This window comes from Mongoliimonas terrestris (assembly GCF_001927285.1).
Classification (GTDB): domain Bacteria; phylum Pseudomonadota; class Alphaproteobacteria; order Rhizobiales; family Pleomorphomonadaceae; genus Chthonobacter; species Chthonobacter terrestris.
This window is the reverse complement of record NZ_MSIG01000008.1, coordinates 179541-202147: the sequence shown is the minus strand read 5'-3', so window position 1 is coordinate 202147 and position 22607 is coordinate 179541. Positions and strand designations below refer to the sequence as shown.

At 69.4% G+C, this 22607-nt stretch carries 25 protein-coding genes; 11 read left to right on the top strand and 14 right to left on the bottom strand.

Annotation, left to right across the window (positions count from 1 at the left end):
- The first annotated feature begins 44 nt into the window (after nucleotides 1-44).
- Nucleotides 45-608, top strand: a complete 564-nt coding sequence (locus tag BUQ68_RS13710; protein ID WP_075216579.1) for an ActR/PrrA/RegA family redox response regulator transcription factor — start codon at nucleotides 45-47, stop codon at nucleotides 606-608.
- A gap of 101 nt (nucleotides 609-709) precedes the next feature.
- On the opposite strand, the gene BUQ68_RS13705 is transcribed toward BUQ68_RS13710, so the two are convergent.
- Together BUQ68_RS13705 and BUQ68_RS13700 are read right to left on the bottom strand one after the other, a co-directional pair.
- On the bottom strand, nucleotides 710-2323 hold the full coding sequence (locus tag BUQ68_RS13705) for a phosphoenolpyruvate carboxykinase (protein WP_075216578.1): 1614 nt from the start codon (nucleotides 2321-2323) through the stop codon (nucleotides 710-712).
- A 453-nt stretch (nucleotides 2324-2776) separates the two neighbouring features.
- Entirely contained in the window at nucleotides 2777-3520 is a 744-nt protein-coding gene (locus tag BUQ68_RS13700; RefSeq protein ID WP_245293250.1) for a HugZ family pyridoxamine 5'-phosphate oxidase, read from the bottom strand.
- Nucleotides 3521-3703: 183 nt separating this feature from the next.
- On the opposite strand from BUQ68_RS13700, the gene BUQ68_RS13695 reads away from it, so the two are divergent.
- From BUQ68_RS13695 to BUQ68_RS13670, 6 genes are all read left to right on the top strand, one after another.
- Nucleotides 3704-5137, top strand: a complete 1434-nt coding sequence (locus tag BUQ68_RS13695; protein WP_075216540.1) for an MATE family efflux transporter — start codon at nucleotides 3704-3706, stop codon at nucleotides 5135-5137.
- 126 nt (nucleotides 5138-5263) lie between these two features.
- Nucleotides 5264-5965: a response regulator transcription factor gene (locus tag BUQ68_RS13690; RefSeq protein WP_075216539.1), complete on the top strand. Its 702-nt coding sequence runs from the start codon at nucleotides 5264-5266 to the stop codon at nucleotides 5963-5965.
- Nucleotides 5966-6030: 65 nt separating this feature from the next.
- The gene (locus BUQ68_RS13685; protein ID WP_075216538.1) at nucleotides 6031-7821 is read left to right on the top strand and encodes a sensor histidine kinase; all 1791 of its coding nucleotides are present in this window, start codon (nucleotides 6031-6033) and stop codon (nucleotides 7819-7821) included.
- A gap of 4 nt (nucleotides 7822-7825) precedes the next feature.
- Complete coding sequence (locus tag BUQ68_RS13680; RefSeq protein WP_075216537.1) at nucleotides 7826-8341, top strand: HPr kinase/phosphorylase; 516 nt, start codon at nucleotides 7826-7828, stop codon at nucleotides 8339-8341.
- Nucleotides 8342-8465: 124 nt separating this feature from the next.
- A complete protein-coding gene (locus BUQ68_RS13675; protein ID WP_075216536.1) occupies nucleotides 8466-8867 on the top strand; it encodes a PTS sugar transporter subunit IIA in 402 nt (133 codons plus the stop codon).
- Entirely contained in the window at nucleotides 8864-9163 is a 300-nt protein-coding gene (locus BUQ68_RS13670) for an HPr family phosphocarrier protein (RefSeq protein ID WP_075216535.1), read from the top strand. The genes BUQ68_RS13675 and BUQ68_RS13670 overlap by 4 nt, the downstream gene beginning before the upstream one ends.
- A 152-nt stretch (nucleotides 9164-9315) precedes the next feature.
- Here the strand turns inward: BUQ68_RS13670 and BUQ68_RS13665 are convergent, their stop codons facing one another.
- Both BUQ68_RS13665 and BUQ68_RS13660 read right to left on the bottom strand, forming a co-directional pair.
- Complete coding sequence (locus BUQ68_RS13665; protein WP_075216534.1) at nucleotides 9316-9810, bottom strand: MmcB family DNA repair protein; 495 nt, start codon at nucleotides 9808-9810, stop codon at nucleotides 9316-9318.
- Between the two features lie 57 nt (nucleotides 9811-9867).
- Nucleotides 9868-10992 (bottom strand): hypothetical protein, encoded by a 1125-nt coding sequence (locus BUQ68_RS13660; protein ID WP_075216533.1) that lies wholly within the window; start codon nucleotides 10990-10992, stop codon nucleotides 9868-9870.
- 127 nt (nucleotides 10993-11119) lie between these two features.
- Here BUQ68_RS13660 and BUQ68_RS13655 point away from each other — a divergent pair, with 127 nt between their 5' ends.
- Entirely contained in the window at nucleotides 11120-12112 is a 993-nt protein-coding gene (locus BUQ68_RS13655) for an acetyltransferase domain-containing protein (protein WP_075216532.1), read from the top strand.
- Between the two features lie 7 nt (nucleotides 12113-12119).
- Here the strand turns inward: BUQ68_RS13655 and fabI are convergent, their stop codons facing one another.
- The 3 genes from fabI to fabA all read right to left on the bottom strand — a co-directional run bounded on the left by fabI (nucleotide 12120) and on the right by fabA (nucleotide 14886).
- Nucleotides 12120-12956, bottom strand: a complete 837-nt coding sequence (gene fabI, locus BUQ68_RS13650) for an enoyl-ACP reductase FabI (RefSeq protein ID WP_075216531.1) — start codon at nucleotides 12954-12956, stop codon at nucleotides 12120-12122.
- A 38-nt stretch (nucleotides 12957-12994) separates the two neighbouring features.
- Nucleotides 12995-14212, bottom strand: a complete 1218-nt coding sequence (fabB, locus tag BUQ68_RS13645) for a beta-ketoacyl-ACP synthase I (protein ID WP_075216530.1) — start codon at nucleotides 14210-14212, stop codon at nucleotides 12995-12997.
- A 149-nt stretch (nucleotides 14213-14361) separates the two neighbouring features.
- Entirely contained in the window at nucleotides 14362-14886 is a 525-nt protein-coding gene (gene fabA, locus BUQ68_RS13640) for a 3-hydroxyacyl-[acyl-carrier-protein] dehydratase FabA (protein WP_075216529.1), read from the bottom strand.
- A gap of 486 nt (nucleotides 14887-15372) precedes the next feature.
- Between fabA and irrA the strand changes: the two genes are divergently transcribed.
- On the top strand, nucleotides 15373-15807 hold the full coding sequence (irrA, locus tag BUQ68_RS13635; RefSeq protein WP_075216576.1) for an iron response transcriptional regulator IrrA: 435 nt from the start codon (nucleotides 15373-15375) through the stop codon (nucleotides 15805-15807).
- Nucleotides 15808-15887: 80 nt separating this feature from the next.
- Here irrA and BUQ68_RS13630 read toward each other — a convergent pair whose 3' ends face one another.
- Complete coding sequence (locus BUQ68_RS13630) at nucleotides 15888-16439, bottom strand: SH3 domain-containing protein (RefSeq protein WP_245293249.1); 552 nt, start codon at nucleotides 16437-16439, stop codon at nucleotides 15888-15890.
- A 293-nt stretch (nucleotides 16440-16732) separates the two neighbouring features.
- On the opposite strand from BUQ68_RS13630, the gene BUQ68_RS13625 reads away from it, so the two are divergent.
- Entirely contained in the window at nucleotides 16733-17719 is a 987-nt protein-coding gene (locus BUQ68_RS13625; RefSeq protein ID WP_075216527.1) for a 2-hydroxyacid dehydrogenase, read from the top strand.
- 53 nt (nucleotides 17720-17772) lie between these two features.
- Here BUQ68_RS13625 and BUQ68_RS13620 read toward each other — a convergent pair whose 3' ends face one another.
- On the bottom strand, nucleotides 17773-18255 hold the full coding sequence (locus tag BUQ68_RS13620; protein WP_075216526.1) for an Lrp/AsnC family transcriptional regulator: 483 nt from the start codon (nucleotides 18253-18255) through the stop codon (nucleotides 17773-17775).
- A gap of 193 nt (nucleotides 18256-18448) precedes the next feature.
- Between BUQ68_RS13620 and BUQ68_RS13615 the strand changes: the two genes are divergently transcribed.
- Nucleotides 18449-19042 (top strand): LysE family translocator, encoded by a 594-nt coding sequence (locus tag BUQ68_RS13615; protein WP_245293248.1) that lies wholly within the window; start codon nucleotides 18449-18451, stop codon nucleotides 19040-19042.
- 20 nt (nucleotides 19043-19062) lie between these two features.
- Here the strand turns inward: BUQ68_RS13615 and BUQ68_RS13610 are convergent, their stop codons facing one another.
- The 5 genes from BUQ68_RS13610 to hslV are packed head-to-tail and all read right to left on the bottom strand — an operon-like array spanning nucleotide 19063 to nucleotide 22480.
- Nucleotides 19063-19824 carry a molybdopterin-synthase adenylyltransferase MoeB gene (locus BUQ68_RS13610; RefSeq protein WP_075216524.1) on the bottom strand — a complete coding sequence of 254 codons (762 nt, stop codon included), beginning with the start codon at nucleotides 19822-19824 and terminating at the stop codon, nucleotides 19063-19065.
- 10 nt (nucleotides 19825-19834) lie between these two features.
- Nucleotides 19835-20236: a type II toxin-antitoxin system VapC family toxin gene (locus BUQ68_RS13605; protein WP_245293255.1), complete on the bottom strand. Its 402-nt coding sequence runs from the start codon at nucleotides 20234-20236 to the stop codon at nucleotides 19835-19837.
- Nucleotides 20237-20241: 5 nt separating this feature from the next.
- Nucleotides 20242-20547: a type II toxin-antitoxin system Phd/YefM family antitoxin gene (locus BUQ68_RS13600; RefSeq protein WP_075216522.1), complete on the bottom strand. Its 306-nt coding sequence runs from the start codon at nucleotides 20545-20547 to the stop codon at nucleotides 20242-20244.
- A gap of 47 nt (nucleotides 20548-20594) precedes the next feature.
- The gene (gene hslU / locus BUQ68_RS13595; protein WP_075216521.1) at nucleotides 20595-21899 is read right to left on the bottom strand and encodes an ATP-dependent protease ATPase subunit HslU; all 1305 of its coding nucleotides are present in this window, start codon (nucleotides 21897-21899) and stop codon (nucleotides 20595-20597) included.
- Between the two features lie 17 nt (nucleotides 21900-21916).
- Nucleotides 21917-22480: an ATP-dependent protease subunit HslV gene (gene hslV, locus BUQ68_RS13590; protein WP_075216520.1), complete on the bottom strand. Its 564-nt coding sequence runs from the start codon at nucleotides 22478-22480 to the stop codon at nucleotides 21917-21919.
- Nucleotides 22481-22607 lie beyond the last annotated feature (127 nt).

The window sequence follows — 22607 nt, the reverse complement described above, 5'->3', positions numbered from 1 at the left end:
ACGGAACACGAGGGCCGACGCTCATGGACATGCACACCGCCGACATGCACGCCACCGACAGGCAGGCAACGACTGTGATGGATACGGAAAAGACCCTGCTCATCGTCGACGACGACAAGCCCTTTCTGCAGCGCCTCGCACGGGCCATGGAGGCGCGCGGCTTCGAGGTCGACACCGCCGACAGCGTGTCCGACGGTCTCAGCAAGCTGGAGGAGCGCTCTCCCGCCTATGCGGTGGTCGACATGCGCCTCGGCGACGGCAACGGCCTCGACGTGATCGAGCGCCTGCGCCAGCACCGGCCCGACGCGCGCGCCATCATCCTCACCGGCTACGGCAACATCGCCACGGCGGTGACGGCCGTGAAGATGGGCGCGGTGGACTATCTCGCCAAGCCGGCCGACGCCGACGAGGTGATCGCCGCCCTCACCCGCGATCCGGAAAGCCGCGCCATCCCGCCGGAAAACCCCATGTCGGCCGATCGGGTGCGCTGGGAGCATATCCAACGGGTCTACGAGCTCTGCGAGCGCAACGTCTCGGAGACGGCCCGGCGGCTCAACATGCATCGGCGGACGCTGCAGCGCATCCTCGCCAAGCGCGCGCCGCGCTGACCAAGCCGCGGCCGGACCTGCCGGTCCTTTGTTTCTCACAACGCGAAGGGCGTCCCGCCGGAACGGGACGCCCTTTTTCATGTACGGTCTTGTCCCGGGCGTTACTCCGCCGCGACGGCCATCTCGGGGGCCGCGGAGCGCACGTCGGCGTCCACGTAGCGCTCGAACTTCTCGAAGTTGCGGATGAACATGGAGACGAGCTTGGCGGCCTGGGCGTCGTAGGCGGCCTTGTCGGTCCAGGTCTGGCGCGGCTGTAGGATGCTGCCATCGACGCCCGGGACGGCGACCGGCACCGAGAAGCCGAAGGCGCTGTCGGTGTAGAAGTCCGCCTTCTTCAGCGAACCGTCGAGCGCCGCGGTGAGGAGCGTGCGGGTGGCCTTGATGGGCATGCGGCGGCCGACGCCGTAGGCGCCGCCGGTCCAGCCGGTGTTGACCAGCCAGCAGTCCACCTGGTGCTCGGCGATCAGCCGCTTCAGGAGTTCGCCGTACTCCGACGGATGGCGCGGCATGAACGGCGCGCCGAAGCAGGTGGAGAAGGTCGCCTGCGGCTCGGTCACGCCCTTTTCCGTGCCGGCCACCTTGGCGGTGTAGCCGGAGAGGAAGTGGTACATGGCCTGCGCTGGTGTCAGCTTGGCGATCGGCGGCATCACGCCGAAGGCGTCCGCCGTCAGCATGATGATGTTCTTCGGCTGGCCGGCGCGCCCGGTCGGGCTGGCGTTCGGGATGAAGTGCAGCGGGTAGGCGCAGCGCGTGTTCTCGGTCTTCGACGCGTCGTTGAAGTCCGGCACCCGGGTCAGCGGGTCGAGCGGCACGTTCTCGATGATGGTGCCGAAGCGCTCCGTGGTGGCGTAGATCTCCGGCTCGGCTTCGCGCGAGAGGCGGATGGTCTTGGCGTAGCAGCCGCCCTCGAAGTTGAAGATGCCCGCCTCGCCCCAGCCGTGCTCGTCGTCGCCGACGAGAACGCGGTTCGGATCGGCCGAGAGGGTGGTCTTGCCGGTGCCCGAAAGGCCGAAGAAGAGCGCGGAATCCCCGGCCGGACCGACGTTCGCCGAGCAGTGCATCGGCATCACGCCCTTGGCCGGCAGCAGGAAGTTCAACATCGTGAACACCGACTTCTTCATCTCGCCCGCGTAGGACGTGCCGCCGATCAGTACGATCTTGCGGGTGAAGTCGCAGGCGATGACCGTCTCGGTGCGCACGCCGTGGCGGGCCGGGTCAGCCTTGAAGCTCGGCAGGTCGATGATGGTCATCTCCGGCTCGAAGCTGGCGAGGTCCTCGCGCGACGGCCGGATCAGGAGGTTGCGGATGAAGAGCGAGTGCCAGGCGAACTCGCTGACGACGCGCGTCTTCAGCGCGTGGACCGGATCGGCGCCGCCGATCAGGTCCTGCACGAACACCCCGAGGCCGGCGGCGTGGGCGATGAAGTCGGCGTAGAGGAGCTCGAACTTCTCCGGGTCGAGGGGCTTGTTGTTGTCCCACCAGACATTGTCGGTGGTGGTGGCGTCCCGCACGACGAACTTGTCCTGCGGCGACCGGCCGGTGTGAACGCCGGTGTCCACCGCGAGCGCGCCGCCGGCGGCGATCTGGCCTTCCGAGCGGGCGAGGGCGTGCTCGTAGAGGTCGGCCTCGACGAGGTTCCAATGCACGGCGGCGAGCCCCTTCAGGCCCGTCGTTTCGATCCCTTTGGCGGTGTTCCAGATGCCGGTCTGTTCCACGTGATCCATCCCGTCAGGGTGCCGGGGTGACGCTATCGTCAACCGCTCGGACATTGAACCTGTCCCGCACGAGCGTCCCGGTCGGCGAATGGCGACACGGGAACGGCGCGGGGGCCGCGATCCGCAGCTAACGTAAAGGGGAGGTAAATCGCCCAACAGCGACGCCCAACCCTCAGGCCAGCGCCGAGATCGCCTTCAACCTACGGACAAGAACGTGCTGCGACAAGTTCGCGTCAGGTCATTCTGCCTCATGGACAGGAAGTAAATCGGTTAGATGCGACTAAGTTGTTATGCGCGACCCGGTGCCGGATCGTTAATTCGCAGCGCGAATAAAGAATATGTTGCTGAATGGTTGCTGGCGACGGGTTCTACTGCGGAAAAGCAATAAGACAAAGGTCGCGTTGACGCCACTTCGGGCTTGCGGCCGATGGACCTGCCGTCGGCCGGCCTGTCTCAACCGCGGGCGCGGGCAATGTCCGACAAAGCCTTCAGTTCGCGGCGAAGCCCCATGACCTCACCTTGACGTTGGCGGAAGGGAAGCCGAACCACCTCCTCGTCGGAGGCAAGGTCCAGCCCGTCCGCGTCCGCCGCCACCACGCGCCAGTCCCCGTCCGGGCGGCCGAGGAGGCGGGTGGCGTAGAGGCGCACCGCGTCCAGATGGTCCTCGTTCATGTGGTCCACGGCGCCGGCCTCGGAGGCCGCGAAGGCGGCGGCAAGGTCGGGCTCCACCAGCATGTCGGCGGCCGGGATCGCGTGGATGCGGCCGAAGCCGGCCACCAGGTGACCCTCCACCATCTCCACCCGCATCAGGCCGAAGTCCGCGAAGGACGCGTAGCCCTCCGCCTCCGGATGCCGGGCAAGGAATCGGGCGAGCAGGCGCGCGTGCGCCTCGTCGTCGCGAGCCACCCGCACCGCCCGCCCCTGCAGGGTGATCCTGCCGCCGGCGAGCGGATCGCCGCCTTCGCCGCCCGGCGCCACCAGCAGCAGCGAGCAGCGCGGGTCGCGGTCGAGGTTGCGGGTGTGGACGGCAAGGCGCGAGACGAGCAGCAACGGCGCGCCGGCCCCGTCGGTCGCCACCGTGACGAAGCTGGTGAACGGGTCGCCCGCCTCGGTCAGCGTCGCCAGCGACGCGGTGGCGGCGCCCCGCAGGATGAGGCGCGCGGCCCGGACGGGATCGAAGGGGGTCTGGTCCGACACGGCTTCTGTCTCCTCTCTCTGGTGATGAATCGGGCACGGGACTTGGTCCCAGGCGCATGGCAATAGCTCGAGCGCACATCCATTGTTCGTTTGCTCGGTTGGCGAGCAGCCTCTGCTCGCCTATAAGGCATTTTCTCCGCAAGCCGGTCGTCGTCCTGCCCGGCCAACGAGGCGAAGACCTTCGTGACGCTCGTCGCTTCCCTTTCCGTCGCCGGCCCCGGTTCGTCCTACGGGGCGCACGTGGACCGGACCATCCGGCTCGCCGCGCCCATCATCGTGGCCCGGGCCGGGCTGGTGGTGATGATCTCGGTGGACAGCATCATGGCCGGCCACGCCGGGCAACTGGATCTTGCGGCCTTCGGCCTCGGCGTCGCGCCGCTGATGACGCTGATGCTCGTCTGCCTCGGCGCCCTGCAGGCGACGGTGGTGCTGGCCGCCCAGGCGATCGGCCGCGGCGAACCCGCGGCCGTCGGCGCGGTACTCCGGGCCGGCGTCGTCAACGCTTTCGTGCTCGGCTGCCTCACCGGCGCCCTCGCCTTCCTCGCCGAGCCCTTCTTCCTGCTGACCGGCCAGGACCCGGCAGTCTCCGCCACGGCGGGCCGGGTCGCCGAGACCTTCGCGCTCGGGCTGCCCGGGCTCCTCCTCTTCATCACCGTCAACCTCATCCTGGAGGCGACCGGCCGGGCGCGCACCGGCATGGTGCTGATGGCCGTCGCCAACGTGCTGAACCTGATCCTCGACGGCATCCTGGTGCTCGGCTGGCACGGCCTCGTGGCGGAGGGCGGCGGCGCCGTCATGGCGACGGCCACCTCGTCGGCTCTGCGCTGGGGGCTGTTCGTGGCCGCCCTGGCGATCGTTCTTGCCGACGCGCGCCGCACCGGCGACCTCTACGCGGTGCGGGTGCGGGCCGCCATCTGGATCGCCGCGGCGCTCGACCTCGGCGGGGAGCCCGGACGGGTGATCCGCCGCATGGGCCTTCCTATGGGCCTTGCCCAAGGGGTGGAGAGCGCGGCCTTTTCGGCCATGATGTTCTTCGCCGGCATGCTCGGGACCGCGGCGCTCGCGGCGCACCAGACCACCATGACGGTGATGTCGCTCGTCTACATGAACGCGGTCGGTCTCGCCGGCGCCACGTCCATCCGCGTCGGCAACGCGGTCGGCCGCGCCGTGCCGCTCGACGTCGCGCGCGCCGGCTGGAGCGGGATCGGGCTCGGCGGGCTTCTGTCGGGGGTCTGCGGACTGATGATGATCGTCTATCCGGAGACGATCGCGCGTCTCGTCGTCAGCGACCCGGAGGCGGTGGCGGTCGCCACGGACACCCTGCGCTTCGCCGGCTTCTTCACGGCCTTCGACGCCATGATGGGCGTCGCCATGGGGGCGCTGCGCGGCATCGGCGACGTGTGGATGCCGCTCGTCCTGCAGTCGGCGGCCTTCTGGATCGCGGCGGTGCCGACCGCCTGGCTCCTCGGCTTCCACCTGGAGTATGGCGCGGTCGGATTGTTCGCCGGTATCGGCGCCGGGATCACCGCCTCCCTTGCGCTTCTCCTGCCGCGTTTCCATGTGGCGTCGGGACGGGTGGCGCGGGCGCTCGCGTCGAAGCCTCGGCCTTCGCCATAAATTCCGCCACTTTCTCGGCGGAAAGGGGCACGGTGGGGTGTAGGATCGGGACCGCCCGGTCCGCGACCCTTGGCGGACCTGCCGGACGGGCCTTTTCGCCGGCCGGACGATGATGAAGGAGACGGCATGCCGACCATCGCGCTCGTCGACGACGACCGGAACATCCTCACCTCGGTGTCGATCGCGCTGGAGGCGGAGGGCTACCGCGTGGAGACCTACACGGACGGCGCCTCCGCGCTCGACGGCCTCGCCCAGTCCACGCCGGACCTCGCCATCCTGGATATCAAGATGCCGCGCATGGACGGCATGGAGCTCCTGCGGCGCCTGCGCCAGCGCAGCGACATGCCGGTGATCTTCCTCACCTCCAAGGACGACGAGATCGACGAGCTGTTCGGCTTGAAGATGGGCGCGGACGACTTCATCCGGAAGCCCTTCTCCCAGCGCCTGCTGGTGGAGCGCGTGAAGGCGGTGCTGCGCCGCGCCGCGCCGCGCGACGCCACCGCGCCGAAGCCCACCGACGCCGCCAAGACGATCGAGCGCGGCCCGCTGATGATGGATCAGGAGCGCCACACCTGCACCTGGAACGGCGCCGCGGTGACCCTGACCGTCACCGAATTCCTCATCCTCTTCGCCCTCGCCCAGCGGCCCGGCGTCGTGAAGAGCCGCAACGCCCTGATGGACGCCGCCTACGACGATCAGGTCTATGTGGACGACCGCACCATCGACAGCCACATCAAGCGGCTGCGCAAGAAGTTCAAGGCGATCGACGACGACTTCGACATGATCGAGACGCTCTACGGCGTCGGCTATCGCTTCAAGGAGATGTGACGCCGGCCCGCGGCCGCGCCCGGCTTTCGGGCGGACGTGGTCGGCGGTGCGGCTCCAAGGCTGCCATGACGTCCGAGATCGAGTCCATCCGGGAGGCCGAGGCGCGGCGGGGCACTGAGCGCCGGCGCGCCACATCGCGCTCCCGCCTGCGCAGGCTGGTGTTCGGCCGGATCAGCCGGATCATCGGCTCCTTCGTCTTCTCCAGCCTCACCCGCCGCATCCTCGTCCTCAACCTCGCCGCGCTGATCGCCCTCGTCACCGGCATCCTCTATCTCAACCAGTTCCGCGCCGGCCTGATCGACGCCCGGGTGGAGAGCCTCCTCACCCAAGGGGAGATCATCGCGGCGGCGATCGCCGCCTCGGCCACCGTCGACACCGACAGCATCACCATCGACCCGGAGCGGCTGCTGCAGCTGCAGGCGGGCGAAAGCATGTCGCCCTTCGACGAGATGCAGGCGCTCGACTTCCCCATCAACCCGGAGCGGGTCGCACCCATCCTCAGGCGACTCATATCGCCGACGCGCACCCGCGCGCGCATCTATGACCGTGACGGCACGCTCATCCTCGACAGCCGCTTCCTCTACTCCCGCGGCCAGGTGCTGCGCTTCGACCTGCCGCCGCCCCAGCCGGACGAGCCGTCGATCCTGGAGCAGGCGTGGTCGCAGGTGAAGTTCTGGCTGCGCCGGGCCGACATGCCGGTCTACCAGGAGCTCGCCGGCTCCAACGGCCGCGGCTATCCGGAGGTCGCCACCGCCCTCGACGGATCGCCCGGCACGGTGGTGCGGGTGAACGAGCGCGGCGAGATGATCGTCTCGGTCGCCGTGCCGGTGCAGCGTTTCCGCGCGGTGGTGGGCAGCCTTCTCCTCTCCACCCAGGGCGGCGACATCGACGCCATCGTGGAGGCGGAACGGCTCGGCATCGTGCGCGTCGCCCTCGTGGCCGCCGTGGTCACCGGGATGCTGTCCATCCTCCTCGCCGGCACCATCGCGGCGCCGCTCCGCCGCCTCTCCGCCGCCGCCGACCGGGTCCGCCGGGGCGTCAAGCACCGGGAGGCCATCCCGGACTTCCCCGACCGGGAGGACGAGATCGGCCATCTGGCCCGCTCCTTCCGCGACATGACGGCGGCGCTCTTCAACCGTATGGACGCTATCGAGAGCTTCGCCGCCGACGTCAGCCACGAACTGAAGAACCCGCTCACCTCCCTGCGGAGCGCGGTGGAGACCTTGCCGCTCGCCAAGACCGACGAGAGCCGCGCCCGGTTGATGGCGGTTATCCAGCACGACGTGAAGCGGCTCGACCGGCTGATCACAGACATCTCCGACGCCTCCCGCCTCGACGCCGAACTCGCCCGCGAGGACGCGGTGCCGCTCGACGTGGCGAAGCTCCTGGCCGGCGTGGTGGGCATCGCCCGCGAGGCGGGCCGGCGCATTCAGGTGGCGATCGACCTTTCCATCGCGCCGACAGCGGAAAAGCCCGGCTTCATGGTGGCGGGCCACGACAGCCGCCTCGGCCAGGTGATCCACAACCTGATCGACAACGCCCGCTCCTTCTCGCCCGCCGACGGCACAGTCCGCGTCTCCGCCGCCCGGGAGGGCGACACCGTGGTGATCCGGGTCGACGACGACGGTCCCGGCATCCGCCCGGACGCGCTCGACCGCATCTTCGAGCGCTTCTACACGGACCGCCCCGAGGGCGAGGGCTTCGGCAACAACTCCGGCCTCGGCCTTTCCATCTCGCGCCAGATTGTGGAGGCGCACCGGGGCACCATCACGGCGGAGAACCGGCAGGACGACCCGTCCGATCCGGAGCGGATCACCGGCGCGCGCTTCACCGTGCGTCTGCCGGCGGAGACCTGAGCCGATGGCGCCGACCGTCCATGCCGGTTGCGTGGTGCTCGGCGAAGCCGGCGTGCTCGTCCGGGGGCCGTCCGGCAGCGGCAAGTCGGCGCTTGCCGCCGCGCTCGTCGCCCGCTGGCGGGCGGCCGGCGCGTTTGCGGCGATCGTCGCCGACGACCGGGTGGTGCTGGAGGCGGCCGGGGGCCGCCTGATCGCCCGGGCGCCGGCGCCCCTTGCCGGGCTCATGGAGATCGCCGGCCGCGGCATCGTGACCGTGGCCGCCGCCGAAGCGGCGGTGGTCCGGCTGGTGCTCGACCTCGTCCCCGCCGTCGAGCTTGCCCGCATGCCGGAGGCGGACCAGGTTTCCATCCACCTGCAAGGCGTCTCGGTCGCCCGCCAACCGGTGCCCGCGCAAGCCATCGAACGGGCGGCGGCCCTCGCCGAGGCTGCGCTCGCGCCGCTGGGGCACTTGTTGCCGACGGGCCACGTCCGGGGCGACTCGCCCGGCCTTCTGCCGACCGGCAAGGCTGATCGGCGATGATTGTTCTTGCGTCCGCTTCGCGACTGGTGAAGATGGGCCTCCGTTCCGGTGCGCAATCCGGACCACTCTGCGGCGACGCGGGCGTCACGCCCTGCGCGCCGATGCTTGGGGGACGGACGAGGGAATGATCGGCTTGGTTCTCGTGACCCACGGACGTCTGGCAGACGAATTCCGTGCCGCGCTCGAGCACGTGGTCGGCCCCCAGACCCGGCTGGAGACCATCTGCATCGGGCCCGAGGATGACATGGAGCGCCGCCGGCGCGACATCCTGGAGGCTGTCGACCGGGTGGAGGACGGCAAGGGCGTCGTGCTCCTCACCGACATGTTCGGCGGCACGCCCTCCAACCTCGCCATCTCGGTGATGGACCACGGCACCGTGGAGGTCATCGCCGGGGTGAACCTGCCCATGCTCATCAAGCTCGCCAGCGTGCGGGCGGACAAGTCGCTCGCCGACGCGGTGACGGACGCGCGCGACGCCGGCCGCAAGTACATCAGCGTTGCCAGCCAGGTGCTTTCCGGCCAATGACGGACCACGAACTCCAGGACGACGCCAGCCTCGTCCGCGACCTGCCGATCATCAACCGCAAGGGTCTCCATGCCCGTGCGTCCGCCAAGTTCGTGCAGTGCGTGGAATCCTTCGACGCGGAGGTCACCGTCTCCAAGGACGGCCACGGTGTGTCCGGCACCTCCATCATGGGGCTGATGATGCTGGCCGCCGGCATCGGCTCCACCATCCAGGTGTCGGCGACGGGCCCAGAGGCCGAGGCCGCGCTGTCGGCCATCACGGCCCTCGTCGGCAACCGCTTCGGCGAGGACGAGTAGGCGCAGCGCCTAGAGCATTGTCCGACCAAGTTGAAAGACTTGGTCGATGAGACAATGCTCCAGGATACTGAATCTGGAGCGATTTCTTATCGACCTGATGATTCCATCAGGTCGGAAAGCGCCCCGGCCGTCCGCGTCCAAGGGCCTTTCCTTCAGAACCCGCCCATCTCCTGCACACCCGGATCGAGCAGCGCATGGAAGCGCCGCGCCGCAACGTGGGCGAAGCGCAAGGTGGTGGCCTTGCGGGTGGCCGGCGCCAGCCGGTGCTCCGGCGCATCCCTTAGCACCGCGGCGCCGAAGCCGTCCGCCAGGATAAGGCCGGCGTCGTCGGGGAAGATGTCGAGCGGCACGCCGTCGAGGGTGGCGAAGAAGAGCCGGTCGCAGTGGAGCCGGTAGTCCGGCCACTTCCGGTCGGCGCGGAAATCCTCCACCGACGACTTGATTTCCACGATCCAAACCGCCCCCGTCGGCGACAGCCCCACCACGTCCGCCCGCCGGCCCGAGGCGAGCGGCATCTCGGTCAGCACCGAAAAGCCGAGCCCGACCATCAGTCGCCCGACGCCACGCTGCACGAGCCGCGCCCGCTCCGACTGGCGGCCGTCCACGACGACGGCCTCGAGGATGCGCGTGGCGATGATGTCCGTCATGGCTTGGCTCCCCGGCCCACGTCAGGCGTCCACCCCCATCGAGGGCGGCATTGTTCTTTATTCGTTCCGCTCTGGCAAGCCCGTATCCGCATCCGGCGCGCCGAGCACGCGCGCGGCGAACCCCGCGTCTTCCGGAAAGGCGCGGGCGGCTTCAACGGCGACTGCGCGGGCGTCGTCGGCGCGGCCCAGCCGCTCCAGGAGATCGATCCGCCGGCGCGGCACGGCCTTGCGGTAGCGCTTCGGCAGGCCGGAGAGGACCGGCGAGGCCGCGATCGTCGCCTGAAGCGCCCGGAGGCAGCGCTCGGCGCCGTCGAGGTCGCCCTCCGACTCCAGGAGGTCCGCCTCCAGGAAGGCGACGCCCGGGTTGCCGTCAAGCCCGAGGGCCCGAACGTCGGCCACCGACGGGCGGTCCTTGCCGCCGAGCGCGCGGGCAAGGGCGGCGAACCGCCCGTGGCGTACCGGATCGAGCACCGCCGCGACCCCGCGCGCCGCCACTGCGTCGACGGGCGAGCGGGTGAAAGTGGCGATGATCCGCCGGACCACGTTGAGGGCATAGAGATGATCGTGGATCTCGTGGCCGGACGCGACCGTCACGAGATCCAGCATCCCGTCGGCCGCTGGCACCGCGAGCCGGCTCGCCACCCCAGCGTCATAGGGGTCGAACAGGCCGGTCAGCACCGTCACGGCGCCGGTCCGTCGTGCCGCCACCAGGTCCGCCACGGAGGGCTCGCCGGCGCGCGGCAGGAGGCCGGCGGCAGCGGACTGGCTGCCCGGCTCCCCCGGCCGGAAGTCGGGCGCATAGGCGATCACACGCGCCTCCGGGTGCCGCGCCCCGGCGGCGAGCGCCCCGGTGCCGCCCATGCTGCTGCCGTAGAAGACCACCCGCCCCGGCCGCACGGCGGACCGTGCGGCGGCGATCGCGGCGTCGACGGCGTCGTCCGCGTCCCGGTACCAGGCGTTCTCCGGCTGGTTGAGGAAGAGCGCCGCGTGGCTTGTCCGGGCAAACAGGCGGGAAAGGCCGAAGGCGCCCGCCGGCACGCGCACCTGGGAGAAGACCACCGCAAGCACGTCGCTGCCGCGCCCGGCCACCGCGCGGGCGTGCAGCCCTCCGGCGATGTCGTCGAAGAGAATGCGAGGGTGATCCTGTGGCGGAGCGTCCGTCGGGGCGGTGTCGCGCTTCACTTTCCCTCACCTCGGCCGTTGCGTCCGTCCGCCCGCTGCCGCAAACCCTATCGGCCGATCCGCTTGCCCTGGATTCGGACCGGACCGTTCGGCGCGGGCGCGCCTGACGGGCAGCAGACGAGGATCCATGCAGACGCCACACGAGACGCACCGGCCGCTGAGCCGCCTCGACGGAATCGACCAGGTCCGCGGCCTGGCGATCGTCGCCATGGTGGTCTACCACGCCGCCTGGGACCTCGCCTATGTGGGTCTCGTCGACTGGGACGTGGCCGGCGCACCGCTCTGGCGCGGCTTCGCCATGTCGATCGCCGGTACCTTCCTCGTCCTCGTCGGGATCAGCCTCGTGCTCGCCGATCGCGCCGGCGTCCCGCTCACCCGGCGCCTCCGCCGTATCGGCGTGATCGCAGCGGCGGCGGCGCTGGTGACGGGTGTGACCCTTGTGGTGTTTCCGGCCACCTTCGTGTTCTTCGGCATCCTGCACATGATCGCGCTCGGCAGTCTCCTGGCCCTGCCGCTCGTGCGGGCGCCGGTGCCGCTCGTCGCCGTGGCCGCCGTGCTCGCGCTGGCGATGCCCTCGATCGCGACCGGGCCGCTGTTCGACGCGCCGGCGCTCCTCCCCCTCGGGCTTGCCGAGACGGCCCGGCCATCCAACGACTATGTGCCGGTCTTCCCCTGGTTCGCCGGCATTCTCGCCGGCATCGTGCTCGGCCGCCTGCTGCCCGCCGGTGACGGCCGAAGCACGCCCGGCCGGACCACCGCCGTGCCCGGCCCGGCCGGCCGGATCCTCGCCACCCTCGGCCGCTGGAGCCTCGTGATCTATCTGGTCCACCAGCCGGTGCTGTTCGGCCTTGCCAGCGGCGCGGCCGCCCTGGTCCCGATCGACCCGGCGGCCGAACGGGCGCGCTTCACCAAGGGGTGCCAGCAGGAATGCACACGCGGCGCCGGCGACGAGGCGCTCTGCCGGGCCTTCTGCGGCTGCGTGACCGACGCGCTCGACGGCACCTTGATGTTCCAGACCCGCGACTCCGATCCGTCCCTCGACAGCCTCGTCGCCGCCGCGGCCGGCAGTTGCCGGTCCAGCCTGGAATACGACGACCTTCTTGGCGGGGGCGGCGAGTAAGCGGGCCTCAGTCGTCGGTCTTGACGCCCTCGGCGGCTTCGCGGCGCTCCTGCGCCTTCAATTCGTCGATACGCGGCATGGACAAGATGGAATAGCCGCTGTCGACGAAATGCACCTCGCCGGTGACGCCGGAAGCAAGGTCCGACAGGAGGTAGAGGGCCGAGCCGCCCACCTCCTCGATGGTGACGGTGCGCTTCAACGGCGCGTTCTTCTTCTGGAAATTGTACATCAGCCGCGCGTCGGTGACGCCCGCCCCGGCGAGCGTGCGCACCGGCCCGGCCGAAACCGCGTTCACCCGGATGCCGCGGTCGCCGTAGTCGGCGGCGAGATAGCGCACCGAGCTTTCCAGCGCCGCCTTGGCGACGCCCATCACGTTGTAGTTCGGCATCACCCGGGTGGAGCCGCCGTAGGTGAGCGTCAGGAGCGAGCCGCCGTTCGGCATCAGGTCCGCGGCGCGGCGGGCGACTTCCGTGAAGGAGAAGCAGGAGATCACCATGGTGCGCACGAAGTTGTCTCGCGTGGTGTCCGCGTAGCGGCCCTTCAGCTCGTTCTTGTTGGAGAAGCCGATGGAGTGGACGACGAAGTCGATCGCCCCCCAGGCGTCCTTGAGGGCCTCGAACACCGCGTCCACCGTGGCGACGTCCTCCACGTCGCAGGGGAGCAGGAGCTTGGAGCCTGCCTCCTCGGCGAGCGGCTTCACCCGCCGGCCGAAAGCCTCGCCCTGGTAGGTGAAGGCGAGCTCCGCGCCCTCCCCCGCCAGCCGCTTGGCGATGCCCCAGGCGATCGAGTGGTCGTTGGCGACACCCATGATGAGGCCGCGCTTGCCGGCCATCAGTCCGGTCATGGCTGTCACTTTCCGTTGCTGGGAGACGCGCGCCGCCGTCAGGCGGCGTAGCGCTGGAACACCAGGGTGGCGTTGGTGCCGCCGAAGCCGAAGGAGTTGGAGAGCACCGTCTCCAGCTTGGCGTCGTCGATGCGCTCGCGCACGATCGGCACGTCGGCGAACAGCGGGTCGATCTCCTCGATGTGGGCGCTCTTGCAGATGAAGCCGTTGTTCATCATCAGGAGGGAGTAGATCGCCTCCTGCACGCCGGTGGCGCCGAGCGAATGGCCGGTGAGCGACTTGGTGGCTGCGATCGGCGGGATGGCGTCGCCGAACACGGCCCGGATCGCCTCGATCTCCTTCTCGTCGCCGACCGGCGTGGAGGTGGCGTGCGGGTTGATGTAGTCGACCTTGCCCTTCACCGTGGAGAGCGCCTGGCGCATGCAGCGGATCGCGCCCTCGCCGGACGGTGCCACCATGTCGTAGCCGTCGGATGTCGCCCCGTAGCCGACCACCTCGCCATAGATGCGGGCGCCGCGCGCCTTGGCGTGCTCCAGCTCTTCAAGCACGAGCACGCCCGCGCCGCCGGCGATGACGAAGCCGTCGCGGTTCTTGTCATAGGCGCGCGAGGCGACCGCCGGGGTCTCGTTGTACTTGGACGACATGGCGCCCATGGCGTCGAACAGCACGGAGAGCGTCCAGTCGAGCTCCTCGGAGCCGCCGGCGAACACCACGTCCTGCTTGCCCCACTGGATCGTCTCGTAGGCGTTGCCGATGCAGTGGTTGGACGTCGCGCAGGCGGACGAGATGGAATAGTTCACGCCCTTGATCTTGAACCAGGTGGCGAGCGTCGCGGACGCCGTGGACGACATCGCCTTCGGCACCGCGAACGGCCCGACGCGCTTCGGCCCCTTGGTGCGGGTGATGTCGGCCGCCTCCACGATGGCGTGGGTGCTCGGCCCGCCGGAGCCCATGATGATGCCCGTGCGCGGGTTGGAGACCTCGGTCTCCTCAAGGCCGGAGTCGCGGATGGCCTGGTCCATCGCCACGTGGTTCCAGGCGGTGCCGCCGCCGTGGAAGCGCATCGCCCGGCGGTCGACCACGTCCTCGGCGACGAGTGTCGGCGCGCCCTGGACCTGACAGCGGAAGCCGTGCTCGGCGAAGGCCTCGGCCCGGGTGATGCCGGACTTCGCCTCGCGCAAGGAGGCGAGCACCTCCTGGGTGGTGTTGCCGATGGACGACACGATGCCCATCCCCGTCACGACGACGCGTCTCATGACAGTCACTTATCCTCTTCGACCAGACGACGGGCGGTGGCGACCGGATCGGACGCCGACCGCGGATGAACGGCCCCGAAGGCCGGCGGCCCGGCGGCGGCCGTGCCGGGCGGCAGCGGCCCCGATCGGGCGGGTTTCCTGCCGCGCGCTCAGCCGCCGACGGCGGGCTCGGTCTTGAACAGCCCGACCCGCAGGTCGGCCGCCTTGTAGATCGTCTCGCCGTCCGCCTTCAGCCAGCCGTCGGCGATGCCGAGCACCAGCTTGGAACGGAGCACGCGCTTCAGGTCCACCCCGTATTCGACGGTCTTCACGTCCGGCGTCACCATGCCGGAGAACTTCACCTCGCCGACCGAGAGGGCGCGACCGCGCCCTTCCGAGCCGAGCCAGCCGAGGAAGAAGCCGAGCATCTGCCAGAGCGCGTCGAGGCCGAGGCAGCCGGGCATCACCGGGTCGCCCTTGAAGTGACAAGGGAAGAACCAGAGGTCCGGCCGGATCGCCAGAGTGGCGCGCACGTGACCCTTGCCGTATTCGCCGCCCGTCTCGGCGATCGCGGAGATGCGGTCGAACATCAGCATGGGCGGCAAGGGCAGCTGGGCATTGCCGGCACCGAACAGCTCGCCGCGTCCGCAGGCAAGCAGGTCCTCGAATTCGAAACTCGTCTGTCGCCCATCCATGCCGGGTCGTCTTCCTCTGGTGGCCGGACGAGGGCGCGCGGCCGTGCGGGGCCACAGCCGTTGCCGGCAAATTTCGCGTGCAGTCCTAACACAGCTATACTGGCATCGAAAGCCTTGCCGCCGTCGGCGATCCTCACCGGTAGAAACTTGCGAACCTCCGGCAGGATCCCTATTATTCAAGCCGTATGGCGTCGTGATGGACCGGTCGGACGTGGACCGGAACCGGCGTCGTCATGGCGGGATGGCTGGTTCAAGAGCGTGGCCGACCGGCGGGCGGTTCCGGTGACGGGGCTGACGGCAGGTCCCCACAGGCTGCGGGCTGAACCTTCTGAAGGCGAGCTGGAACATTTGTCGATGGATCGAAAGCGGCCGCCGGCCACCATGACCTACGAACGCGCGCGATCGACCCACGCGCCGGATGCACACGCGCCCGGCGGGTCCGACGGTGTCGTCGTGCATGGCGCGGTCGGGATCGAGGGCGGCCCTTTGCACGCGGCGTCCCACGGGACGGCGCGGGCAGGCGTCCGGCATCTCCTCAGCCACGCCGGCCTCAGGCCCACCCGCCAACGGGTCGCGCTCGGCGAGATCCTCTTCAACAAAGGTCATCGGCACGTCAGCGCCGAGCAGCTCCACGACGAAGCCGTGACGGCCCGGGTGCCGGTGTCGCTCGCCACCATCTACAACACGCTGCACCAGTTCACCGAGGCGGGGCTTCTGCGCGAAGTCGCGATCGAGGGCACGAAGACCTACTTCGACACCAATGTCGACGATCACCACCACTTTTTCGTGGAGGGGTCCAATGACGTCCTCGACATTCCGGCCGCCGGGGTGACGATCGGGTCCGTTCCCGAGCCGCCGGAGGGCATGGAGATCGTCCGCGTCGACGTGGTGGTGCGCCTGCGTCCGCGCGACCGGACCTGACCGATCCGACGTCCGCCGACCCTGCGGCAACGACCAACCCTTTTTCGCCGCCTGGACGAGCCAGATGGCCGGGCTGCGGCCTAGTCGAAGCTTTCGTTCGGATAGACGCCCCAGAGCGACTGCTGGGCGATCCAGCCCTCGAAGGTCTTGCCCTTCAGGCGGCACCAGCTGCCGGTGCATTCCGGCACCGCCGCCTGCACGCCCGGCTCCACCAGGGCGGTGACCCGGGCGGTCTCGTTGGCATCCGCGTAGAGGTTCATGGCGGTGCCGCTCTTGTCCCAGGGGGCGACCAGCGCCGTGCGCACGCCGGTCAGCAGGCTGTGGAAGACCCAGCCTTCCGCCCCCTCGAAGTCGCGGATCCGCCGCCAGTTGTCGAACTCCTGGGTGACCTCCACCGGCAAGCCGGCGCGCACATAGCGCCAGACCACTTCGTGCTCGCGGCTCGGGCCGCGCCGGACGTTCACCGCATCCGATTTCAGACTGACGAAGCGGGGCACCGGCAGGCCGCTCGGCCCCTTGGTGGTGCCCTGTGCGGCGACCGGCGGGACCGAACCTGCCACCGGGATCAGGCCGACGGCGATCGCGACGACCGGCACGAGGGCGCGCATGCACGCAAGGAAGCGATGGAGCATTCTACTCATGACCAGAACGAAAGGTTGAAATGCGGCGACTTGGCGGCAAAGACGGGACGAAGCGGTGGATGACCGCGTCCTGTCCGGCCGCGCACGCACGGGTTCGCCCGTCCATGCGCCTGTTGTCGCAGTTTGTATTCGTCCGTCCTTCTGCTACGAAGACTGAAGGTGGAAGGCCGGTCACGACGCCGGTTCCGACCACTTTCTCCGGCCGCGGTTAAGACTTCATCAACAGTGGTTTCGCAGCCGTTTCCAACGGGCGGGCGCGCCCCGCGAGGGAGGTTCGTCGAGTGATGGCCCGAAAGAAGCCCCTGGTGGTGGTGACGCGCAGGTTGCCGGACGTGGTCGAAACGCGCATGCGCGAGCTGTTCGAGACCCGTCTCAGCCAAGAGGACCGGCCGCTCACCCAGGCGGAGCTCGTCGACGCCGTCCGCACCGCCGACGTGCTGGTCCCGACCGTGACCGACCGGATCGACGCGGGCGTGCTCGGCCAGGCCGGGCCGAACCTCAAGCTGATCGCCAACTTCGGCAACGGCGTCGACAACATCGACGTGGACACCGCCACCGCGCGGGGCATCACGGTCACCAACACGCCGGGCGTCCTCACCGAGGACACCGCCGACATGACCATGGCGCTGATCCTGGCGGTGCCGCGCCGGATCGCCCAGGGCATCAAGGTGATCGAGAACGAGGAATGGCACGGCTGGTCGCCCACCTGGATGCTGGGCCACCGGATCTGGGGCAAGCGCCTCGGCATCATTGGCATGGGGCGTATCGGCCAGGCAGTGGCCCGCCGGGCGCTCGCCTTCGGCATGTCGATCCACTACCACAACCGCCGCCGGTTGCCGCACGAGATCGAGGAGAAACTGGAGGCCACCTGGTGGGAAAGCCTCGACCAGATGCTCGCCCGCATGGACGTGATCTCCATCCACTGCCCGCACACGCCCGGCACCTACCACCTGCTCTCCGCCCGCCGCCTGAAGCTCCTGAAGAAGGAAGCCTATGTGGTGAACACCGCCCGCGGCGAGGTGCTGGACGAGAACGCCCTCGCCCGCATGCTGGAGGCGGGCGAACTCGCCGGCGCCGGCCTCGACGTGTTCGAGCACGAGCCGGCGGTGAACCCCAAGCTGGTGAAGTCGGACCGGGTGGTGCTGCTGCCGCACATGGGCTCGGCCACCATCGAGGGCCGCATCGACATGGGCGAGAAGGTCATCATCAACATCAAGACCTTCATGGACGGCCACCGGCCGCCCGACCGCGTGCTGCCGTCCATGCTCTGAGTGTTGGCGACGCGCCCGGCGCGCCGGCGGGGCTCTGACGGGTTACGGCGCGCTCAACGCGCCAGTTGGTCAAGCGGCAGCGGCGCGGCCGACTTCACCGTGTTGAGCACGAAGTTGCTGCGGATGTCCTTGACGTGCGGCAGCTTCAAGAGCGTGTCGAGCAGCATCCGCTCGTAGGCGGCGAGATCCTTCAGAACGATCTGCAGCAGGAAGTCCGATTCGCCCGATACCAGGTGGCACGAGATCACCTCGGGCAGTGCCGCGGCGGCCTCCCGGAAGGCGGTGGCGTGGGCGTCGTCGTGCCGGTCCACCTTGATGCCGACGAACACCGTGAGCCCGAGCCCGACCGCGTCCCGGTCCAGAATCGCCCTGTAGGCGGTGATCACCCCCGCTTCCTCCAGAAGCCGGACCCGCCGCAGGCAGGGCGAGGGCGACAGCCCGACCTCGGCCGCGAGGTCGACGTTGGAAAGGCGCGCATCGCGCTGAAGCGCCGCCAGAATGCGGCGATCAAGAGCATCGAGGACGGGTGTTGGCATAATTGCGCTTCCGACGCTTATCTGACCTAGTGTTCGTTGCGCCATTCTGCCGCTCGGCAGCTCACTTCGCAAGGACCTGCCACGGCCCTCTCGCCTATGGTGCGGCTCGCCGGACACCCCATCCCCTCCTTCGTCCGGTGCCGGAGGCACGGTCGCCATGTGGGACCTTCTGATCAACCAAGGACCGCTTTTCGTGACCGCCCTCGCGGTCGTCTATCTCGTCCCCGGTCCGGACATGATCCTGGTGCTGCAGACCGCCGCGACCCGCGGTCGCGCGGCGGCGCTTTCGGTGGCCGGCGGCCTCGCGCTCGCGCGCGGCTTGCACGTGGCCCTGTCGGCGATCGGCCTCGCGGCCCTGATCCAGGCGTCCGACATTGCCTATGAGGCTGTGCGCTACGCCGGAGCCGCCTACCTGGTGCTGCTCGGGGTCAGGCTTCTGCGCGCGCCGTCGCTCGGCCTTCCGACGAACACGGGCGATGCACCCGCTATGGCCGGTGCGGGTTTTCGGGCGGGGCTTCTCACCAACCTGATGAACCCCAAGGCGCTTCTCTTCTGCTCGGTGCTCCTGCCGCAGTTCGTCCACCCGGAAGCCGGGCCGACGGCGCCGCAGTTCGCCGTCCTCGGCGCCCTCCTGGTGGCGACGGGCTTCCTGTTCGACGCGGTGTTCGCCAGCCTCGGCCTGCGGATCGGTGCCTTCGTCTCGGGCCACCGGCTGGCGGAGCGGCTGCAGCAGTGGCTGTTCGGCTCGCTCCTGATCGCCTTCGGCGTCCGCCTGGCCTGGGCCTGAGCAACCCCAACCCCGAGCGGTCAGGCCGCCCGGGTGCGGGCGGCTTTGTAGCGGACGGTTTCGAACCGCATGGAGAGCGCGTCGATGAGGAGCAGGCGGCCGACCAGCGGCTCGCCGATGCCGCAGACGAGCTTGATCACCTCCATGGCTTGCAGCGAGCCGACGATGCCGGGCAGCGCCCCGATCACGCCCGCCTCCGCGCAGGTCGGCACCGTGCCGGCCGGCGGCGGCTCCGGGAAGAGGTCGCGGTAGTGCGGATTCGGCCGGCCGTCTGCGTCGGCCGCGTAGGGCATCAGCACGGTGAGCGAGCCGTCGAAGGTGCCGATGGCGCCGCTCACCAGGGGTCGCCGCTCGCTCGCGCAGGTGTCGGCGAGCAGGTAGCGGGTGGCGAAATTGTCGGACCCGTCCACCACCACGTCGTAGCGGCGGACGAGGTCCCCGGCATTCGCCTCCGTCAGCCGGACGCCGTGCGCCTCCACGACCACGTGCGGGTTGAGGGCCGCCACGGCAGCCGCCGCGCTTTCCACCTTGGGCCGCCCCACCGTGTCGGTCGCGTGGATCACCTGCCGCTGCAGGTTGGAGAGCGAGACCGTGTCGTCGTCCACGAGCCCGAGCGTGCCGACGCCCGCCGCCGCCAGATACTGGATCGCCGGCGCTCCGAGCCCTCCTGCTCCCACCACCAGCACCCGGGCGGCCTTCAGCCGCTGCTGCCCCGGCCCGCCCACTTCGCGCAGGATGATGTGGCGGGCATAGCGTTCGATCTCGGCGGGGGAGAGGGTCATGGCATGCGCCTCAAGGCAACAGGGGGACGCCCTCGGACAGGGCAGCGGTTCTCAACGCAGCGTCCAGGGTGGCGAGCGCAAGACCAAGGCGGCGGGCGAGTTCAAGATAGGTCGCATCGTAGATCGTCAGACGATGGCGCGTGGCGAGGTCTAGGACCACGGAGAAGGCCGAGCCGGTCGATTCATGGTCGAGTGCGACCGGCAAGGCCAGGATCGAGCGAAGCTCACCGTCGAGCACCTCCGGCGTCAGCCGCCCCCGTCGGCGCGCGACCAGCAGAGCGTTGCCGACTTCCAGCCGCCACAAGGCGGGCGCAAAGGCGCCATCCGCCTTGACCCGGTCGAGCAGCCGTTCGGTTTCCGGCGTTGTCTCGTCGCCAAAGCTCCAGGTCAGCGCCACGGACGCGTCGATCACGATCGTCAACGACGTCCCTCGTCACGCAGATCCTTCCAGGAGAGCCCGCTGAGCGTCACGCCCTGGCGGAGCCGGCGCAGCGTGCCGACAGGATCATCCTCCGGCGCCGGAAAGCGCGGGTCCACATAGCGAGCCAGCGCTTCCACGTCCTGTTCTGCCACGGCTGATCCCGCTGCCTGGTCACTCTTGGCAGGCGTCAGCCGGGCGATCAGATGGCCGTCCTTCTCGATCCATATCTCTTCGCCGCGCTCGACCCGTTTCAGGAGTTCGGCGCTATCCCTGGCGAAATCCTCGGCGGCGACCCTGATCATCGGTCCACTCCTTGGGTCTCCGATCATAGCCGCCGCCGCGGACGTTGTCACAGGATGAAGCGGCTGAGGTCCGTGTTCTTGGCGAGGTCGCCAAGGGCGGCGCGGACGAAGGCGGCGTCGATGGTGACCGTCTGACCGGACCGGTCGGGCGCATTGAACGAGATGTCGTCCAGGATCCGCTCCATCACGGTCTGCAGCCGGCGGGCGCCGATGTTCTCCACCGTGGCGTTCACCTCCACGGCGACGCCCGCGATCTCGTCGATGGCGTCGTCCTTGAACGCAAGCGTCACGCCCTCGGTCGCCATCAGGGCCACATACTGCTTGATGAGGCTCGCCTCCGGCTCGGTGAGGATGCGCCGGAAGTCGTCCCGCTCCAGGGGCCGCAGCTCCACCCGGATCGGCAGACGGCCCTGCAGCTCCGGCAGAAGGTCGGAGGGCTTGGCCACGTGGAAGGCGCCGGAGGCGATGAAGAGGATGTGGTCCGTCTTCACCGGCCCGTACTTGGTCGACACCGTGGTGCCCTCGATTAGCGGCAGCAGGTCGCGCTGCACGCCTTCGCGGGAGACGTCGCCGCCGATCCGGCCGTCGCGGGCACAGATCTTGTCGATCTCGTCGAGGAAGACGATGCCGTTGTTCTCCACCACCGAGATCGCCTCCTGGACGATCTGGTCCTGGTCGAGCAGCTTGTCGCTCTCCTCCTGGATCAGCATCTCGTAGCTGTCCTTGACGTTCACGCGGCGGGTCTTCTTCTGACCGCCCATCATCTTGGACATCATGTCCTGGAGGTTCATGACGCCGATGGAGCCGCCCGGCATGCCGGGAATCTCGAAGGTCGCCGGTCCCGCCGTGGCGGCCACCTGCACCTCGATCTCCTTGTCGTCGAGCAGGCCGTCGCGCAGCTTCTTGCGGAAGCTGTCGCGGGTCGCCGGGCTGGAGGTCGCGCCGACGAGGGCATCGAGCACCCGCTCCTCCGCCTGCATGTGCGCCTTGGCGCGCACGTCCTTGCGGCGGTTCTCCTTGACGAGGCCGATGGAGGCTTCCAGGAGGTCGCGGACGATCTGCTCCACGTCGCGGCCGACATAGCCGACCTCGGTGAACTTGGTGGCCTCCACCTTGATGAAGGGCGCGTTGGCGAGCTTGGCGAGCCGGCGGGAGATCTCCGTCTTGCCGACACCGGTCGGGCCGATCATCAGGATGTTCTTCGGCAGCACCTCCTCGCGCAGCGATCCCTCCAGCTGCAGGCGGCGCCAGCGGTTGCGGAGCGCGACGGCCACAGCGCGCTTGGCATCCTTCTGGCCGACGATGTAGCGGTCGAGTTCCGAGACGATCTCCCGGGGCGAAAAATCGGTCATGGCTTGTCCTCGGGCGATCAGCGGGCGGCGGCGTCGAGCTTTTCCAGCGTGACGCTCTCGTTGGTGTAGACGCAGATCTCGGCGGCGATCTTCATGGCCCGGCGGGCGATGGTCTCCGCGTCGAGGTCCATGTCCACGAGGGCGCGGGCGGCGGCGAGGGCGTAGTTGCCACCCGATCCGATGGCCGCCACCCCGTGCTCCGGCTCGAGCACGTCGCCGGTGCCGGTGAGGACGAGGCTGGTCGACCGGTCGGCGACGATCATCATCGCCTCCAGGCGGCGGAGGTACCGGTCGGTACGCCAGTCCTTGGCGAGTTCCACGCAGGCGCGGGTCAACTGGCCGGGATACTGCTCCAGCTTGGCTTCCAGCCGCTCGAACAGCGTGAAGGCATCGGCGGTGGCCCCGGCGAAGCCGGCGATCACGTCGCCCTTGCCGAGCGGGCGCACCTTGCGCGCCGTGTGCTTGATCACGGTGGCGCCAAGGCTCACCTGGCCGTCGCCGGCAACGACGACCGTGCCGCCCTTGCGCACGGTCACGATGGTCGTGCCGTGCCAGGTGGGCAGCTGATTGGGGTCGGACATTCATGGTCTCCTGGTTGGGCGGGCCCGCACCGGTCCGAAGCCCCGGTGCCGTCCCCCGTCAGGCGCTTTATGTATGCGCCGCGACCGTCTATGCAATCGTCCGGACTCTCCGTCTCTCCGGAAGGAT

Excerpts from the sequence above, each read along its gene's own strand:
- BUQ68_RS13625 (WP_075216527.1), top strand. The coding sequence starts at position 16,733 with ATGGCCCGAAAGAAGCCCCTGGTGGTGGTGACGCGCAGGTTGCCGGAC.
- BUQ68_RS13710 (WP_075216579.1), top strand. The coding sequence starts at position 45 with ATGCACGCCACCGACAGGCAGGCAACGACTGTGATGGATACGGAAAAG.
- BUQ68_RS13670 (WP_075216535.1), top strand. The coding sequence starts at position 8,864 with ATGACGGACCACGAACTCCAGGACGACGCCAGCCTCGTCCGCGACCTG.
- hslV (WP_075216520.1), bottom strand. The coding sequence starts at position 22,480 with ATGTCCGACCCCAATCAGCTGCCCACCTGGCACGGCACGACCATCGTG.
- hslU (WP_075216521.1), bottom strand. The coding sequence starts at position 21,899 with ATGACCGATTTTTCGCCCCGGGAGATCGTCTCGGAACTCGACCGCTAC.
- BUQ68_RS13675 (WP_075216536.1), top strand. The coding sequence starts at position 8,466 with ATGATCGGCTTGGTTCTCGTGACCCACGGACGTCTGGCAGACGAATTC.
- fabA (WP_075216529.1), bottom strand. The coding sequence starts at position 14,886 with ATGGATGGGCGACAGACGAGTTTCGAATTCGAGGACCTGCTTGCCTGC.
- BUQ68_RS13600 (WP_075216522.1), bottom strand. The coding sequence starts at position 20,547 with ATGATCAGGGTCGCCGCCGAGGATTTCGCCAGGGATAGCGCCGAACTC.
- BUQ68_RS13620 (WP_075216526.1), bottom strand. The coding sequence starts at position 18,255 with ATGCCAACACCCGTCCTCGATGCTCTTGATCGCCGCATTCTGGCGGCG.
- fabB (WP_075216530.1), bottom strand. The coding sequence starts at position 14,212 with ATGAGACGCGTCGTCGTGACGGGGATGGGCATCGTGTCGTCCATCGGC.
- BUQ68_RS13655 (WP_075216532.1), top strand. The coding sequence starts at position 11,120 with ATGCAGACGCCACACGAGACGCACCGGCCGCTGAGCCGCCTCGACGGA.
- BUQ68_RS13685 (WP_075216538.1), top strand. The coding sequence starts at position 6,031 with ATGACGTCCGAGATCGAGTCCATCCGGGAGGCCGAGGCGCGGCGGGGC.
- BUQ68_RS13630 (WP_245293249.1), bottom strand. The coding sequence starts at position 16,439 with ATGCTCCATCGCTTCCTTGCGTGCATGCGCGCCCTCGTGCCGGTCGTC.
- BUQ68_RS13690 (WP_075216539.1), top strand. The coding sequence starts at position 5,264 with ATGCCGACCATCGCGCTCGTCGACGACGACCGGAACATCCTCACCTCG.
- BUQ68_RS13680 (WP_075216537.1), top strand. The coding sequence starts at position 7,826 with ATGGCGCCGACCGTCCATGCCGGTTGCGTGGTGCTCGGCGAAGCCGGC.
- BUQ68_RS13610 (WP_075216524.1), bottom strand. The coding sequence starts at position 19,824 with ATGACCCTCTCCCCCGCCGAGATCGAACGCTATGCCCGCCACATCATC.
- BUQ68_RS13665 (WP_075216534.1), bottom strand. The coding sequence starts at position 9,810 with ATGACGGACATCATCGCCACGCGCATCCTCGAGGCCGTCGTCGTGGAC.
- fabI (WP_075216531.1), bottom strand. The coding sequence starts at position 12,956 with ATGACCGGACTGATGGCCGGCAAGCGCGGCCTCATCATGGGTGTCGCC.